The following is a 16,896-nucleotide window of genomic DNA, read 5'->3' as shown; positions in this document are numbered from 1 at the left end:
TTTTTATTGTTTTTTAATGGATCTCATGATGTTCTGTTCATTTTGCCTTGATGCAAAACGAACCAAAAAATCAGCCTTGCCTTTTCGGCGACCTCATAGAAGTTCGAATGTTAAATGAAACGAACTCGCCACGCTAGGACGTGACTCAAACAGCGTTTAATTCTTAACACATTTTTCACTTATAAGGTACCCGCCTGTAAAGGACTATGGCGGGTTTGGAATATGATTCACCCTTGACAACCTCATAACAACGTAACAGCATCACTCCATCACAACATCACTCCATCACAACATAACAGCGTAACAACATAACAACAGATTAAAAGATTTATTCGGTTAAATCTACTGGGTTTGTAGGATTTATAAAATATTGTTAAACATTCGTTATTCCCTGTTCAGACATCTATTTTTGAAACGAACAAGTTATTTTATATAATCTGAACCTAACTTTATAATGAGATTTACAAAAGCTACTTTAGCCACATTATTGTGTGGAATGGGGTTATCATTTGCGCAGGCAAATAATCCGTTAATTCAAAGACCTTCCCTTAGCCCGGATGCTTCCAAAATAGCATTTTCATACCAGGGAGATATATGGACTGCCAATGCAGACGGAAGTAATCCTCGCCGGTTAACCATACATGAAGCATATGAAACAAACCCTGTATGGAGCCCCGACGGGACGTCTATAGCCTTTCAGGGAGAGCGTTATGGCAATAACGATATTTATACGGTTTCTGATAATGGGGGGATTCCAAAACGCTTGACGTTTCATTCTTCAAGTGATGTGGTAACGGATTTTACTCCGGATGGAAATATTTTATTCAATACGGTTAGAAACTTTTCTCAGATAGAAAGAGAGGCAGAAACACACCAGATAAGTACGAAAGGAGGAACTCCATATCGGATTATGGATGCTTTAGGCTTCGATGCAAAACTTTCACCAAACGGAGAATTGATCGCCTTTACAAGAGGGACATGCCGTCCGGAACGGGAAGCTTATAACGGTCCCGCCAATCGTGATGTATGGGTATATAACATAAAAGAAGATACATACCATGAAATAACTTCGCACGGAGTAAACGACTTTAGTCCGTATTGGGGCGATGACAATACCCTGTATTTTCAATCATCAAGAGATGGAAAATATAATATATATAAAGTTGCTGTAAATAAGAATGGTTCCAAAAACGGTAACATATCGGCAGTAACTTCTTTTAAAGATATGGGAATCTTTTCTTTTAGCGCCAGCGATAACGGTAAAAAGCTGATTGCAGTAAAAGGAGATGAGTTATACCTTATTGACCCGGGAACTAAAAAAGCCTCTTTAGTGAAAATAGAATTGTCTACGGACTATCGTTTCGATCCTGTTGTTCGTAAAACCTACAGTAGTAATGTAAGTGAGATAGCTCCTTCACCAAATGGGAAATATAGTGCCATAGTGATTAGAGGAGAAGTTTTTATAACAGAAAACGACAAGGAGAAAAACAAGACGGTGAACGTATCTGACTCTCCATACAGAGAAAGAGATATCGCCTGGCTTAATGATGAATCACTTGTTTTTGTTTCAGACAGAGATGGTCAGAACGATCTATATATGGTTGTATCTGAAGATAAAGACCAAAAAGATTTATTTAAAACATATAAGCGCAAGATAGTTCGAATTACAAATACCGAAGCTGAAGAACAGAATCCTGTAATCTCGCCGGACGGAAAACGTATAGCTTATACCAGCGGAGCAAAGCTTATCGTAGCCGATATAAATGATAAAGGATCGCTTTCAAATTCAAAAACATTATTAGATGGATGGGATACCCCAAGTGGTATTTCCTGGTCTCCTGACTCAAAATGGCTGGCATATTCACTTCAGGATTTAGAATTTAATGCTGAAATATATATACACAAAGCAGATAACACAAAAAAACCTGTGAATATCTCGATGCACCCTAAATCAGATCGCTCACCGGTTTGGAGTGAAGACGGAAGTAAGATAGGATTTTCTTCCAACCGAAATAATGGCGATTACGATGTGTGGTTTGTTTGGTTAAAGAAATCAGACTGGGAAAAAACAGCTGAGGATTGGAAAGATGGTGATGAACCAGAATCTAAAAAGACAGACGAAGATTCTGATAAAGAAAAAGATAAGAAAAAAGATAAAAAGGACGAGAAGAAAGTAAAAGATATTCAGATCGACTTTGAAGATATCTACAGACGACAGGTACAGGTAACTTCGTTTACAGGAGGTGAATTCTTAAGTACAATATCCAAAGATGGAGAGACATTTTATTACAGTACTGGAAACGGAAGCAGAGGAGATGCCAGAGTAGAGAACAGCCTTTATAAAATTAAATGGGACGGTAAAGATCTGAAGCAAATTTCAAAGTCGAGTCCTTATGGAATTGTAAAAGATAAGAAAAACACCTATCTGTATGCTGTAAATCGTGGTATGCCGGTGCGTATCAGCATGAAATCAGACAAAACAGAAACACTTCCTGTAAGCGCTAAAATGAACATCAACTACGCCGAAGAGTCTAATCAGATCTTTGAGGAAGCCTGGAAAGCTATTAACGATGGGTTTTACGATCCGCAGTTCCACGGACAAAACTGGAATGCCCTAAAGAAAAAATACAAGCCTTTGGCTCTTAAAGCATCTACCAGACAAGACTTTAAGATGGTATTTAACTGGATGCTGGGACAGATTAATGCCAGCCACATGGGAATGTACAGGGGTGAAGACCGCAGCGATGTACAAAGAGAACGTACCGGATTATTAGGGGTAGAAGTAAAGCCTGTGTCTAATGGAGGTTTAGAAGTTATTTCGGTTATTAACCAGATGCCGGCAGATAAAACCACCAGTAAATTATATACAGGCGATATTATCGAAGCTGTTAACGGCACACAACTAACTAAAACAACTAATTTGTATGAGTTGTTAAATGGAACTGCAAACGAAAAAATCTATTTAAATGTAAAGTCAGCCGACGGTGCTAAAGAAGTCATCATCAGACCCGAGTCAAGCAATAGTGCAGAAAACTATATAGCCTGGGTTAAAGAACGTCAGAAGTTAACAGATAAGTATTCTAATGGCGAACTTGGATATATCCATATTCAGGGAATGAACTGGACAAGCTTTGAGCATTTTGAACGTGAGTTGATGGCAGCCGGGCATGGAAAAAAAGGTGTTGTTATTGACGTACGTTATAATGGCGGCGGATGGACTACCGATTATTTAATGGCTGTGCTAAATGTAAAACAACATTCTTATACGATACCAAGAGGTGCTGCTAAGAGTTTGAAAGAGCATTTAAAATACAGAGACTATTATCCGTATAGTGAGCGTTTGCCCCTGGCAGCATGGACAAAGCCGTCTATAGCTCTATGTAATGAGCGAAGCTATTCAAATGCAGAGATATTCTCTCATGCATACAAATCATTAGGATTAGGTACTTTGGTTGGACAACCAACTTTCGGTGCTGTTATTTCTACAGGAGGAAGAAACCTGATCGATGGATCTTACGTACGTATGCCGTTTAGAGCATGGTATGTGAAAGCTACGGATGAAAATATGGAATTAGGCCCTGCCGTGCCGGATATCCTTGTTGAAAACACCCCTGATGCAAAAGCTAAAGGAGAAGATCAACAGTTAAAACGGGCCGTTGATGAATTGCTAAAACAGGTTTCAAAATAAACCGATACCAATATTGAGTCGTCCTGATATAGGTTGACGGTTTTAAAAAAGTTAAATCAAACCAGAGGAGTTCGCTTCTCTGGTTTTTTTATATGATACTATCCCTTAAAGTGTGTAAGTTAAAAATCGAGAGTTTCACTCTTTAACCAAGAGTTCAAGTTCTTTTTTGTTATTGCATTGATAAATTAAAAATTCACTTTTTAAGATATCGCTTATTCTCTCGGCTAATGCATTTTGATAACAATCATACCCTGTAATCATGGAAGGTCTGATATTGTGTTTTCTTAATTCCGTCTGATCGATAAGCTTTGTGTTGCCTACACTATTGTTGACGGCTGTTTTGAGAACCTTGACTACATAAGCACTATTCATGTTATCACTTAATTGATACCACATTATCTTTCCGCTGTGGGCTTCTGTAACTAACGATGATAACAATGTAACACCATCACTCCATAACATGATAACTCCATAACAAAATAACCAATTGGGTAAATTATCACCAACCGAGTAATATTTCCCCGGAAACATAAATACCGTGGAAACAATTACTTAACACATAGACTAAACCACACTATTTAATGTGTTGATTTTAAGCGATTTAAAGTGTAGTTGATTTTGTTTTTTGCAAAAAAGTGATTAAACGGCATTAAGTTTGTTAAAAAAAGAGCAAACTAATAAACAAACTATCAATGAAAATTACTATCAACAAAAATGTAGCGTTAGCTGCAAACGAGCACAACCTGTTTTATGATTATTGCAATACTTCATATAAGAGGTAATCATGAAAAAAATAGGAGTTTTAAAAGAACCGTCATCTTTGGTGGTTACTTGTCCGTACCATATAAAACCTGTAAAGGAACAATTTACATTTTATATTGAAAAAGGTGCTGGTATAGAATCAGGCTATGGCGACAACCTTTATACTCAAGAAGGAGCTGTAATATGCAATACGGCTAAAGAAGTAGTTGAGGCTTCAGATATTATTCTGGGTTATGAAAATATTAATCTGAGCGAATTTGATGATCTTGACAAAAAGAAGTTTATTTTAGGATATGACTTTCTGTATAACTCACAGGCTTTATCCCCTTTTGTAGAAAAGAAAGCAGAACTGTACAGTTTGCATTTATTGCCCAGAACTACACTTGCCCAATCTATGGACATCTTGTCTTCAACGGCTTCCATATTAGGGTATGCGGCGGTCTTAAAAGCAGCCACCGCCTGTTCTGTTTCAATTCCAATGATATCAGGTGCAGGAGGAACATTAAAACCTGCCAGAATACTGGTTATTGGAGCCGGAGTAGCAGGGTTGCAAGCTATCGCTACGGCAAAAAGACTTGGAGCCATAGTAAATGCCTTTGATGTACGTGAGTCTTCCAGAACTGAAGTGGAAAGTCTTGGAGCCTCCTTTGTAGAAATAAAGGGAGCAGTAGACAGTAAAAATGCTGGAGGCTATGCCGTCGAACAAAAAGAAGATTATCTTCAAAAAGTAGAGCAGGTGCTACATGAAAAAGCATTAGAGGTAGATATTGTCATTTGCACCGCTAAATTATTTGGCCGGAAAGCCCCTGTTCTTCTTAAAAAGCAAACAGTAAAGCAGATGAAACCCGGAGCTGTTATTGTCGATTTAGCTGCAGAAATGGGAGGTAATTGCGAACTGGTAAGAAAAAGCGAAACGTACAAAACGGATCAAAATGTTACCATTATTGGTGATACCAATTTGCTTTCTGCTCATGCAAGCTCAGTATCTTTTCTTTTGTCAAATAACTTCCTCTCATTCCTCAAGTATTTTAATGAATATAACCAGGAGGAAGAGAATCTAATCATTAACGCTACCCAATTAGTCCAGGACGGGCAAATAGTTAACCAAAAAATAGTAACCAATACTCAAAACTAACTTTTATGAACCAGTTCTTTATTACCGATATAGATGGAATCTATGTCGTGATTTTCAGTTTATTTATAGGAATAGAAGTCATAAAGAATGTACCGGCCATTATACATACACCTTTAATGTCTGGTGCGAATGCCATAAGTGGTATTATTCTTTTAGGCGCTATTATTCAGCTAATGAGAGTAAATCCCGATGATTATATGCAGATCCTAGCAGCAGCATTGGCGATAGTTCTCGCTACAATTAACATCACAGGAGGCTTTTTCGTTACCCATAGAATGTTAACTATGTTTACAACCGCAAAAAACAAATAAACCTTATGAGTCTAGCAATCAATATAACATACCTGATGGCCTCAATGGGATTTATCATGGGACTTAAATTAATGGGGAATCCCAAAAGAGCCAATAATGAAACTAATCGCAGGTGCAGGAATGACCCTGGCGATAATAGGCACAATTATACTAGTGTTGAACCAGTCCTCCAAAATAACTAATGTAGTCTTTCTGGTTTCTGCCTTAAGTGTAGGAACAATTATAGGAAGATATTTGGCATATAAAGTAGAAATGACAGGAATACCTCAATTAGTCTCTTTATTTAATGCATTTGGAGGAATGAGTGCGGTAATTATTAGTTTAACAGAAGCTACAATCTCTTTCGGTACACCAATAAAGCTTTTAAATGAATTGGTATTAACATCGGGAGCTGTATTAGGAGCTGTTTCCTTTTCTGGTAGCTTAATAGCCTATCTGAAACTCTCAGGAGTAAAGAGTATAAAAAACTTTAAGGTGGTAAAAGGGTTAACAGTAATAGTGCTTGTAGCAATAATGCTCGTATCAGCGTTTTACTTTATAATTCCGGATGTACATGTACCCTTCACATACTTTTTGATAATGGTAAGTTTCTTGTCTTTATGTTATGGAGTGGTCTTTTCAGTACCGATTGGAGGAGCCGACATGCCTGTATTAGTGTCTTTTCTGAATGCCATTACAGGAGTAGCTACAGCACTTGCAGGAATAGCATTTAATAGTCCCATAATGATGGTAGGTGGTATCCTGGTAGGAGCAACAGGAGTGTTTTTAACCCTCGAGATGTGTAATGCAATGAATAGATCACTTAAAACCGTATTTGCCGGCAACCTGACTAAAAAAGGTACTGTTAATAAAGATAATGCTGAGGTTATAGATGTACAATTTTCATCACCGGTAGAGCTAGCATCCATTCTTGCTTTTTCTAAAAAAGTAGGAATAATTCCAGGATATGGAATGGCAGTCGCACAAGCACAGCAAGTATGCTACGAGCTTCAAAAAAGATTAATGACAAGAGATGTAGAAGTAAATTATATCATTCATCCTGTGGCAGGAAGAATGCCAGGCCATATGAATGTGCTCCTTGCTGAAGCTAATGTCGATTATCAATATATCAAAGATATGGACGAAGTGAATGATACAATGAATACTTTTGATCTTGTATTGGTCATAGGAGCCAATGATGTGGTTAATCCTTCTGCCGAAGAAGATAAAGATTGCAGTATTTATGGGATGCCAATTATCAAAGCATATCAGGCAAGGCAGGTAATCGTACTAAAAAGAAGCATGTCTGCAGGTTATTCCGGTGAAAATAACCCGTTGTTCGGAAGACAAAATTGTAAACTACTCCTAGGAGATGCCAAAGACAGTCTCGCCAATACATTAATTGAGTTAAAAAAGATTTAGACTTACATAAAAAGTAGAGGTTGTCCGCAAAGACAGCCTCTTTTTTGTTTTCGGAAGGTGGATTTATAAGTTTCTGTTACTGACAACTGCCTACTGTCAACTGCCGACTGCCGACTGTCAACCGGATAACCCCATAACAACGTTTATATTAATTCCTGACCCATTGCATCTTTACAGTCTTTAACACATCAGTTTCAAAAATGATATCCGGATAAAGCATAAAATCATTTTTCTCGTAAAAGCTTACTGGCGATTGATACGGCTTTCCGTCCTTACGTTTGTATTCATGCTCGCAAATAACCCAACCGTTTAATTCATTAAATTTCTTTTTTGCCTCATCCAATAGCCTGCTACCATAACCTTGTCCCTGTAATTCGGAACTTACCATCATGATGAACCAACGTTCGTTATTTCTTGAAAAATCGGCAAACCAGCCCTTTATATTATTGTTTTTATCAAATAGTAAGGTGTGTTTCAGATCTTTTAATTTAGAGAGATACTTTTCAAATTCGTACAGACTCTTAAACTGCAATACATCCGGATAAACAGTGTTCCATAACTCTATAAGTTCTTGCTTTTCTTTTTCATTTAAATGTAAAACGGTAAGGAATCTCATGACTTGAAAATTTAATGATTATCTGCTTGTTTTTTAGAGAGCTGTCGGAGAGTTGATCAATATGGCCAACGACAAATTATCTCGACAAATACAAGATCATTTATAAAAACGATCCTTATAAAGCGCATGACCATAAACCCATGACGATTGTCGTATTTCCAATTTCTTTTATCTATAAGGCATCCTGTAACAATACCTGAAAAAGGAAACAATGCCTTATACCGGAATTTCGTTTCTTCGGGGTCAATAAAATTCAGGAACAGGCCACCTCAGGAAAACCTTAAAATATTCAGATTCATTCCGGTAACTGTCGGAACGGAAACTTTTCTAAATCCCGGTTGTCGGGTAAAAACAAATCAAACAGACCTGAATCAGGGATATTTGAACAGGGTTACATGATGTCTTAAAAAATACGGGGATACCTTTACTAATACAAATATAGTGAAAATCAAGTTTTTACAACAGGGGCAGAAGGTTGTGAATGTTAGAGTTCTTCTAAAATCAGAATCTTTTCGAAGCAGATACTGTTGTCAATACCCTCATATGGAGCATAATTAGGAATAGTTTTATAACCGGTTTTATGGTATAAGGCTACGGCCTCGGTCTGACGTTTTCCCGTTTCTAAAATACACCTGTGAAAAGATAGTTCGGAAGCCCACAACTCCAGGGCCTTTAGAATTTTAGAGGCGATGCCTTTTCCCCGGTATTCAGGTATGGTATACATACGCTTTACTTCCATCGTTTTTTTATCATAAGTCTTAATCGCCCCGCAACCTGCCGGAAAGCCGTTCTCATAGGCCATAATTACATGATTAATACCTTCTGATTTATTGAATTGGTCATAAAAATCATGTTCATCACCATCTTTTAGAGCAAGATAAGTATCTAAATCCTTTACGAGTTTAATAAAGTCCTTGTTGTTTGGGTTGGTTTTAATTAGTGTTATCATTTCGAATTTTATAATGCTAAACTATCTCAGAGATCCCGATGTGTTATATCAATTAGTGCATACGCCTGTACAGATAAAGATACCTTTTATTTTTCTTTTACTGAGCTTGACTTTAAAGAGTTAATTTCCTTTCTTATTTTTGGGAGATACAGAATTAACGAACCTGAAATTTTATGAAACTACAAGTCCTGTTTTTAACCTTCGGAATGATCCTTTACGGATGCAAGGACGAAAAAAATATTGCTGCAGTAGAAAGCAATTATATAGAAGAGCCCATAAAACTCACTATGGAAGAAGCAAACCGGTTGAGTAAGCTCCCGTTGGAGTGTATGCAGATAGAGTACCCGAACAAACTCGGACAGACATTACACGATTCAACAGACTTGCAATCCCCTAAAACATTACACCCTGCATTTTACGGGTGTTTTGACTGGCATTCATCAGTACATGGGCACTGGTCATTGATAACACTCTTAAAACAGTTTCCACGATTAGAGAACGCAGAAGAGATCAGAGAAAAACTACGTCAGAATATAACTCCCGGGAATATTCAGGCAGAAGTATCTTATTTTAAGCGTAAAGGAAATGGTTCATACGAGCGAACCTATGGATGGGCATGGTTGTTAAAACTATATGAGGAATTATATACCTGGGAAGACCCTTTAGGAAAAGAACTAGCCGCAAACCTAAAACCCTTGGCCGATGTGATCGCAGAGGGGTATATGGCATTCTTACCAAAGTTAAATTACCCTATACGGGTAGGAGAACATACCAATACGGCCTTCGGGCTTACGTTTGCCTATGACTATGCATTGACAACAGGCAATGAGGAATTAAAGAACCTTATCGGCAAACGGGCAAGGGATTTTTACGCCGATGATATTGACTGCCCTATACGATGGGAACCAAGCGGTTTTGACTTCCTGTCTCCCTGCCTTGAAGAAGCAGATTTGATGCGACGTGTGTTGCCTGAAGAAGAATTTAAACAATGGCTGTTAAGTTTTTTACCAGATTTGATAAACCCTTCTTTTCAATGGGAAACAGGGAAGGTTTCTGACCGTACCGATGGTAAGTTGGTACATCTGGATGGCGTTAACTTCAGCAGGGCGTGGTGCCTCTACGGAATCGCAGCAACCCTGCCGGAATATGGTCATTTGAGATCCGTCGCCCGTACTCATTTAATTCACTCCTTACCCGGGATTGTCGATGGGAATTATGAAGGAACGCACTGGCTGGGATCTTTTGCCATTTATGCATTACAAAACGCACACTAATGTTTAAATGGATTAAAAATATAGGCCCGGGCACATTAGTTGCCGCTGCTTTTATTGGTCCCGGTACGGTAACGGTATGTACGCTGGCGGGCGTTGGGTTTGGATTTGCCCTTCTGTGGGCAATGGGACTATCTGTTATTTCAGCGATCGTGCTACAGGAGATGTCAAGCAGAGTTGGGATCATTACGCACAAAGGACTGGCAGAAGTCATTAAAGAACAGCTTCCATCGCCCTTTCTGAAAAAAACATCAGTTTTTTTGATATTATCAGCCATAGTCGTTGGCAATACAGCATATGAAGCCGGAAATATCAGCGGTGCATCTCTTGGACTGGAAGCAGTATTCGGAGCAGGATACTGGACAGCCTATCCTTTTCTTATCGGTGGCGCGGCCATATTACTTCTTCTCGCTGGAAATTATAAAGTATTAGAGAGCATACTCATTGTTTTGGTTCTGATTATGAGTATTTCATTTATTGGAGCTGCAATAATGACGAAACCCGATTTGATAGCTGTTTTAAAAGGAATTACCACTATTTCCTTTCCTGATCAGAGTATTTTAACCGTTGTAGCCTTAGTAGGTACTACAGTTGTACCGTATAATTTGTTTTTACACGCTTCCCTGGTAAAAGAAAAATGGAATTCAGACAAAGATCTCAAAGCTTCCAGAACCGATACGGTGGTGTCAATTGTGTTAGGCGGTTTGGTTTCGATGTCTATTGTAATTGCAGCAGCAGCGATTGATTCAGATACGGTTGTCAGTGTTCTGGATTTGGCAAAAGGGCTCGAACCTCTATATGGTAAAACTGCAAAATACTTTTTAGGAGTCGGATTGTTTGCCGCCGGAATTACATCATCAGTAACGGCCCCTTTGGCAGCCGCTTATGTGGCTGATAATTGCTTCGGATGGAAATCAAAACTTACCGATCGGAAGTTTCGTTTGGTATGGGGAGGCATTATCTTAACAGGAATCGTGCTTTCCAGCTTGCAGATTAAACCCATTAAACTTATTCAATTTGCACAGATCGCCAATGGTATTGTATTGCCGGTCATAGCCGGTTTTTTGGTTTGGGTAGTTAATAAAAAGGAGGTGCTGGGCAGGTTTACCAATAATAAGTTCCAGAACTTTATCGCAGGGACCATTGTTTTAATAGCTTTAATTCTCGGAGTAAAAAGCATCCTAAAAGTTTTCACCCTGTTATGATAAAGGAAATTGATTTAAACTGTGATCTGGGAGAAGGAATGAATAATGAAGCCCTGATAATGCCCTATATAAGTTCCTGTAATATTGCATGTGGTGGGCATGCCGGTAATGATGAGACCATGCACACTGTAATAGAATTGGCGCTAAAGCATCAGGTTAAAGTGGGGGCACACCCTTCATATCCCGATAAAAAGAATTTCGGACGCTTAACGATGAAAATGAAGGAATCTGAACTGGAAGAAGTCCTGTGCGAGCAAATAGAAACCTTTAAAAAAGTGGCTGGCTCTCATGGAGCAAAGGTACACCACATAAAGGCACACGGGGCGTTGTATAATGATTTGGCAAGAAATACGCACCTCACCGAGCAATACTTGCAAATATTAATGCCGTACAGAGCATCCGTTTATTTATTTGTACCCTATGCATCAGTTTTGGCATCCAGGGCCTTAGAGCTTGGTTACCATATAAAATACGAAGCCTTTGCCGATAGAAATTATAACGAAGATTTAAGTTTAGTGTTGCGAAAAGAAAAGAATGCCCTGATCAGCAATAAAGCCCAGATACTCGATCATATCTATAATATGGCCGTTCATCAAAAGGTAATGACGGTAACAGATAAAGAAAGGTTTATCATGGCAGATACTTTTTGTGTACATTCAGATACCTCTGATGCTGTCGGGATATTACAGTATGTATATCAGAACCTGCACTTAAAAAAAATGAGTCTTGCAAAGTTTTAATCTTACATACAAACCTTTTGGAAGCAAAGCCATACTTATAGAATGGCCGGCTATAATTAATGAGGAAATATTAAAGGATATAGTTTCATACAAGCAGCATATTCAGAAATACTTCTCAAATACAGAACTTATTGTTGCCTATCATACGTTGACAGTAATTTTTACAAATTCTGTAAACTATCGGGAAATAGAAGAGAATTTAAGGGATATATATAAACTGAATATTGAAAGGCAGGTTTTCGAAGTTTCCCTTTGGAAACTCCCCGTACTTTATGGAGATCGACTGGGGCTCGATATGCAACAGTATGCATCAGATAAAAACCTGTCGGAGCAGGATGTGGTCTCCCTGCATACAAGGCCATTATATACGGTTTATGCAATAGGCTTCTTACCCGGGTTTTTATATTTAGGAGGACTGGATAAAAAGTTACATCAACCCAGAAGAAGTGAACCCAGGTTAAAGATTCCGGAAGGATCTGTGGGAATAGGAGGCCGGCAAACAGGAATCTACCCTCAGGCATCCCCGGGAGGCTGGAATATAATAGGAAACTCCCCTGTAAGGCTTTTTGATGTCAACAACCCTCAGAGGTGTCCTGTCAACGTAGGCGACAAAGTACAGTTCTACGCTGTAAACAGGTATGAGTACGAACTTATTGCCATTCAGGTACAGACAGGGGTGTATCAGTTTGAAAAACAGGTGCATTATGATTAAAGTTGTCAAAACGGGATTTTACACTACAATACAGGATACGGGCAGATATGGTTACAGGCATAAAGGAATACCGGTATCCGGAGTTATGGATGCGTATTCAGCAAACCTTGCTAATGCATTGCTGGGGAATGATAAAAATGCGGCAGTTCTTGAAATGACCATGCTGGGCCCTACACTCCTGTTTATGACCGAAACGGAAATTGCCATAACAGGCGCTTGTATGTCGGCTGCATTAAACAATGAAAGCATTATAAACAACAAAAAGTATCTCGTAAAAAGTGGTGATATACTGGCGTTTAAAGCCGTAACAAAGGGTTTTAGAAGCTACCTGGCAGTAAAGGACGGGATACAAACGCCCGGGGTTTTAGGGAGCAGATCGATGTATATCCCTATTACGAACAGGTCACAAATAGAGAACAACACAATAATCCCTGTAGATACCCGGATTGGCCATACAATCGGATATGCCCATATAAAAAGGGATTGGAGCTGGTTTACCGACCCCGTATTAGACGTATATAAAGGACCGGAGTACGATCTGTTTCCTGAGATAGGAAAAAGCCTTGAAAAAAATTATACCGTTTCCAATGTAAATAACCGAATGGCCTACCAGGTCGAAGAAGCATTTTTAGTACACCGGCATTCCATACTGACATCGGCCACATTGCCCGGTACAGTGCAATTAACCCCCTCCGGAAAACTCATTATTCTGATGAAAGATGCACAGACTACAGGAGGATATCCGAGGATACTACAACTATCAGATATGGCTATGGCAAAATTAGCCCAAAAGAGAATGGGCGATGTTATTTCATTTCAGTTACTCTAATATTGTTTCGATATTTGAATCTGGTTCACTTCCCTTGCCAGGAGTTGCAGGGCATCCGTTTCCGTAATGCGATCCAACACCATGTTTGTTTGTTCCTTAAAACTGTCGTGCTTTAAAAACAGGCGCCATAGCGCATGTATGAAATCCGGAAAATTAAGGCCGTCATTCCACTGGATCATATTACTGTCGTAGGCTTTGTTCACCAGCATTTTGATGATAATTTGAGATTCTTGAATACGGTCTTCAAGTGGTTTCATAACGTTATTTAGCGTTTGGGTTGCAGAGGGTAAAATGTTTGATACAGTCTCCAGTTGATCGGTTTTCAACGGAACTTTACGGTCATAAGCTATTTGTGATGCCAGAATTTCACTTCGATAAGAAGCCAGTTGATCATACTCGTTTATCTGGTTCTTTCTAAAGGTGTCTTCTACATCCTTTAAGAGTAAATATAAGGAATCTATAGCATTAATATCCTGATTTTCAATTAATAATTTTATTTTTTTAAACCCAAGTCTCAGCCTGTTGAGCTTTTCATGTATGTTGATAAAAGAAGAAGTAACCTGTGCCATTGCTTTAAGAGTTTTTTCCATTGTAAAAATCGCTTAATCATTTGTATGGTAAAAGGGGAAAAACCCTGATTATCATTCTAAGGTGCTTAGAATAAGATTTTTATTATATATATTAGTAAGGAACTATTAACCAAAATTTTTTATGAAAACAAGAATCTTAAAAGCGAGTCTGTTGTTTTCCATTTTTGCCTGTACCATTTTTTTGTTCTCATGCGAACAACAGAAACAGACAAGGGTGGAAAAACCGGAAGGAACCATTACTGTTGAAGAGGCAAAAGCACTTCAACAGAATTACGTAAAAACAAGGGGGGCCATATTACGGGATACCCTGAAGTATACCGATGTCCGGGATGTTACCTTTACGATTAAGGAACTCAAGCAATACATAGCGTATGTAGAGCAGGAATTAGGGAGCAATTTAAATGAAGAATCTGCCTTGCGTATTTACTTTGGTGCTTACCCGCCCTCCGAAAAATATAGATATGGTTTGTCTACAGTGTTTATTGCCCCAACCCAAAACAGAGGAGGGCAGGCACAACAAGGATCTTTTTTTAGTTTCGGATTTCAAACAGAATTAGTAGAGCCACTTAATAAAGGAACAGGAGGAGAACCACCAACGGATTATCCATAGTCTTTAGGTTTTGAAAGAATACATCTATTATATAGAAATACTTGCGGCTGTAGTAGGTACACTTACGTATAATTCGTATAAACATACGCACTGCAGGTATTTTTTATTTTATTTATGGTTTGTGGTTCTGGTGGAGTCGTATGGACAAATTCCAGGGTTGTACAAAAATCCTGATTACCACAATGCCATTTTTTTTCTCAATAAGTTTATCGATGAAAAGTTACTTTTCCGGAATATCTGGTTGATGAATATCTATGATTTGGTCACGTATAATTTTTATTTATTCTTTTTCCTTAATGTAATAGATGATAAAAGAACTAAAAGGTGGATCATCTTTTTTGTTTTGGTGCTTTGGGTGGCTTTTATACTAAATTTGGCAGATAATGAGATGGACCTGAATTTCGGGTACTTGAACTATGTAATGCTAGTAGGAGCATCATCCGTGTTCATTTGCTCCATCTTGTATTTTTTACAGGTCATCAGCGAGGATAAGATTTTTGATATCCATAAAAGATTGACTTTTTGGCTGATAGTAGGGATGTTGTTTTTTCAACTGGCCTGTACCCCGATTTTTTTGTTCTCAAAACAGCTGAATTTTTCAGATCCGGTCTACAATGTTATTTTATCAATCTCTAATTATATTCTATACGGCTCCTTTATTATCGGGTTTATGATCAATGCCCATGAGCAAAAAAAAATACAAAAACAACCTGCCCAACGGTAAACAGCTGTCACTTCTCATATCTGACGTATTACTTATAATCTCATTCCGTCGCTTGCTCTTTCTTTTAATTCTCGTTACAGAGTCGCAACAACCAATACACCACCTCTAACACTTTATCGAAATAATAAGTAACATATAGAATTTTAAATACATTGATTTTTACAATGAAAATTTTCTGTAGATTTGTTGAAGACCTAATTTATACTACAGGATATGTCAAAAAAACCAAAAAAATGCATTACTAAGGATAATGCAAAAAAACTACAGAAAAATTACGTAAAGATTATTGAAAAAGCCTTAAAAAAGGAGCTGGGAAAAGAACAGGTACGCGACTTCTGGTGGTCGCTGGAAGATATAGAGCAATACATTTCTTATGTAAAAGAAGAGGCTGCAAAGAAGGGTTACGAAAACCTCGGGCTTCGTTTTTTTATGGGAAAATATGACGATGGAACCAAAGACGGACAAACCACGATGTTTATCGCACCAACCAAGAATGCAAAACCGGTTTCTCAAAAATCAGCCAAGTCAGCTTCAGACGATGGTAATGATGATAATGAAACTATTGGAGACATAGATCCGTATAATGATAATCAGGGTGGTTGGCCACCTTCAGACTACTAAAGTGAAGTGTTTGTAGATTTTTATAGGGATTTTATTTTTTATTTAGAAATTATTGCTGCTATTGTAGCGATAATTACATACAAAAAATATCGATTTACCGAGAGTCGATATTTTTTGTATTTATTACTCATAACGGTTCTCGTAGAAACAGTTGGATTAATTCCTTTCTATAATTATTATTATCCAAATCATTCAATAATACGATCTTTAAAAAGTGTTTTGGGAAAAGAGTTGGTAAGAACTAACATCTGGCTATATAATATATTTAAGATTATTACGTATTTCATTTATTTGTTTTTTTTCTATAAAATACTATCTGCAAAAAATAAGAAAATAGCTTTGGTCTTATTGTATCTCTTTTTATTGTTTGCGTTGATAGATGTTATGATGAATTTAAACACGTTTAATTCTAAATATATTCCAATCACAAGAATTAGTGGAGCGTTAATCTACATGATTCTTTCATTTTTATACTTTGCAGAAGTCATGGGTGATGATAGAATTTTAACATTCCATAAAACGTTGCCTTTTTGGATAATAATTGGAGCTTTGATTTTTAATTTGGCAACAGTTCCAATTTTTATTTTTTCGAAGCAATTAGACTTTTCACAGCAAACATATCGTGTTATATTAAACTTATCCAATATTATTCTATACGGCTCTTTTATTACAGGTTTCATTACCAACGCCCGTGTTCAAAAAGGGGAAAAAGCCCCTCAACCCTGATATAAT

General features: G+C 37.8%; 17 protein-coding genes and 1 pseudogene. 14 read left to right on the top strand and 4 right to left on the bottom strand.

Annotation, left to right across the window (positions count from 1 at the left end; genetic code table 11):
• Positions 1-454 precede the first annotated feature (454 nt).
• Positions 455-3,688 carry a S41 family peptidase gene (locus MQE36_RS14455; RefSeq protein ID WP_242936687.1) on the top strand — a complete coding sequence of 1,078 codons (3,234 nt, stop codon included), beginning with the start codon at positions 455-457 and terminating at the stop codon, positions 3,686-3,688.
• A gap of 138 nt (positions 3,689-3,826) precedes the next feature.
• On the opposite strand, the pseudogene MQE36_RS17085 reads toward MQE36_RS14455, so the two are convergent.
• A pseudogene (locus MQE36_RS17085) lies at positions 3,827-3,967 on the bottom strand (IS3 family transposase); the annotation flags it as partial.
• Between the two features lie 505 nt (positions 3,968-4,472).
• Here MQE36_RS17085 and MQE36_RS14445 point away from each other — a divergent pair.
• The 3 genes from MQE36_RS14445 to MQE36_RS14435 all read left to right on the top strand — a co-directional run bounded on the left by MQE36_RS14445 (position 4,473) and on the right by MQE36_RS14435 (position 7,297).
• Positions 4,473-5,585 (top strand): Rossmann-fold NAD(P)-binding domain-containing protein, encoded by a 1,113-nt coding sequence (locus MQE36_RS14445; RefSeq protein ID WP_242936685.1) that lies wholly within the window; start codon positions 4,473-4,475, stop codon positions 5,583-5,585.
• 5 nt (positions 5,586-5,590) lie between these two features.
• Positions 5,591-5,896, top strand: a complete 306-nt coding sequence (locus MQE36_RS14440) for an NAD(P) transhydrogenase subunit alpha part 2 (protein WP_242936684.1) — start codon at positions 5,591-5,593, stop codon at positions 5,894-5,896.
• A 96-nt stretch (positions 5,897-5,992) separates the two neighbouring features.
• The gene (locus MQE36_RS14435) at positions 5,993-7,297 is read left to right on the top strand and encodes an NAD(P)(+) transhydrogenase (Re/Si-specific) subunit beta (RefSeq protein ID WP_242936683.1); all 1,305 of its coding nucleotides are present in this window, start codon (positions 5,993-5,995) and stop codon (positions 7,295-7,297) included.
• A gap of 148 nt (positions 7,298-7,445) precedes the next feature.
• Here MQE36_RS14435 and MQE36_RS14430 read toward each other — a convergent pair whose 3' ends face one another.
• Positions 7,446-7,913, bottom strand: coding sequence for a GNAT family N-acetyltransferase (locus tag MQE36_RS14430; RefSeq protein WP_242936682.1), 468 nt, complete (start codon positions 7,911-7,913; stop codon positions 7,446-7,448).
• A 147-nt stretch (positions 7,914-8,060) separates the two neighbouring features.
• Here MQE36_RS14430 and MQE36_RS14425 point away from each other — a divergent pair, with 147 nt between their 5' ends.
• Positions 8,061-8,312, top strand: a complete 252-nt coding sequence (locus MQE36_RS14425) for a hypothetical protein (RefSeq protein ID WP_242936681.1) — start codon at positions 8,061-8,063, stop codon at positions 8,310-8,312.
• A gap of 85 nt (positions 8,313-8,397) precedes the next feature.
• Here the strand turns inward: MQE36_RS14425 and MQE36_RS14420 are convergent, their stop codons facing one another.
• Complete coding sequence (locus MQE36_RS14420) at positions 8,398-8,862, bottom strand: GNAT family N-acetyltransferase (protein WP_242936680.1); 465 nt, start codon at positions 8,860-8,862, stop codon at positions 8,398-8,400.
• Positions 8,863-9,035: 173 nt separating this feature from the next.
• Here MQE36_RS14420 and MQE36_RS14415 point away from each other — a divergent pair, with 173 nt between their 5' ends.
• From MQE36_RS14415 to MQE36_RS14395, 5 genes are read left to right on the top strand one after another with little or no spacing between them, the layout of a single operon-like run.
• Positions 9,036-10,136: a DUF2891 domain-containing protein gene (locus MQE36_RS14415; RefSeq protein WP_242936679.1), complete on the top strand. Its 1,101-nt coding sequence runs from the start codon at positions 9,036-9,038 to the stop codon at positions 10,134-10,136.
• Positions 10,136-11,338, top strand: coding sequence for an Nramp family divalent metal transporter (locus MQE36_RS14410; RefSeq protein WP_242936678.1), 1,203 nt, complete (start codon positions 10,136-10,138; stop codon positions 11,336-11,338). The genes MQE36_RS14415 and MQE36_RS14410 overlap by 1 nt, the downstream gene beginning before the upstream one ends.
• On the top strand, positions 11,335-12,078 hold the full coding sequence (gene pxpA, locus MQE36_RS14405; protein WP_242936677.1) for a 5-oxoprolinase subunit PxpA: 744 nt from the start codon (positions 11,335-11,337) through the stop codon (positions 12,076-12,078). The genes MQE36_RS14410 and pxpA overlap by 4 nt, the downstream gene beginning before the upstream one ends.
• Positions 12,065-12,790: a 5-oxoprolinase subunit PxpB gene (gene pxpB / locus MQE36_RS14400; RefSeq protein WP_242936676.1), complete on the top strand. Its 726-nt coding sequence runs from the start codon at positions 12,065-12,067 to the stop codon at positions 12,788-12,790. The genes pxpA and pxpB overlap by 14 nt, the downstream gene beginning before the upstream one ends.
• On the top strand, positions 12,783-13,619 hold the full coding sequence (locus MQE36_RS14395; RefSeq protein ID WP_242936675.1) for a 5-oxoprolinase subunit C family protein: 837 nt from the start codon (positions 12,783-12,785) through the stop codon (positions 13,617-13,619). The genes pxpB and MQE36_RS14395 overlap by 8 nt, the downstream gene beginning before the upstream one ends.
• Here the strand turns inward: MQE36_RS14395 and MQE36_RS14390 are convergent.
• Entirely contained in the window at positions 13,616-14,209 is a 594-nt protein-coding gene (locus tag MQE36_RS14390) for a hypothetical protein (RefSeq protein ID WP_242936674.1), read from the bottom strand. The two genes, MQE36_RS14395 and MQE36_RS14390, sit on opposite strands and share 4 nt — an antisense overlap.
• Positions 14,210-14,330: 121 nt before the next feature.
• Here MQE36_RS14390 and MQE36_RS14385 point away from each other — a divergent pair, with 121 nt between their 5' ends.
• The 4 genes from MQE36_RS14385 to MQE36_RS14370 all read left to right on the top strand — a co-directional run bounded on the left by MQE36_RS14385 (position 14,331) and on the right by MQE36_RS14370 (position 16,890).
• Positions 14,331-14,819 carry a hypothetical protein gene (locus MQE36_RS14385; protein ID WP_242936673.1) on the top strand — a complete coding sequence of 163 codons (489 nt, stop codon included), beginning with the start codon at positions 14,331-14,333 and terminating at the stop codon, positions 14,817-14,819.
• Positions 14,820-14,829: 10 nt separating this feature from the next.
• Complete coding sequence (locus tag MQE36_RS14380) at positions 14,830-15,543, top strand: hypothetical protein (protein ID WP_242936672.1); 714 nt, start codon at positions 14,830-14,832, stop codon at positions 15,541-15,543.
• 213 nt (positions 15,544-15,756) lie between these two features.
• Positions 15,757-16,164: a hypothetical protein gene (locus MQE36_RS14375; protein WP_242936671.1), complete on the top strand. Its 408-nt coding sequence runs from the start codon at positions 15,757-15,759 to the stop codon at positions 16,162-16,164.
• A 6-nt stretch (positions 16,165-16,170) separates the two neighbouring features.
• On the top strand, positions 16,171-16,890 hold the full coding sequence (locus tag MQE36_RS14370; RefSeq protein WP_242936670.1) for a hypothetical protein: 720 nt from the start codon (positions 16,171-16,173) through the stop codon (positions 16,888-16,890).
• Positions 16,891-16,896 lie beyond the last annotated feature (6 nt).

Source organism: Zhouia spongiae (genome assembly GCF_022760175.1).
Classification (GTDB): Bacteria; Bacteroidota; Bacteroidia; order Flavobacteriales; family Flavobacteriaceae; genus Zhouia; species Zhouia spongiae.
The sequence above is the reverse complement of the archived record's forward strand: the minus strand, read 5'-3'. Positions and strand labels throughout refer to the sequence as shown.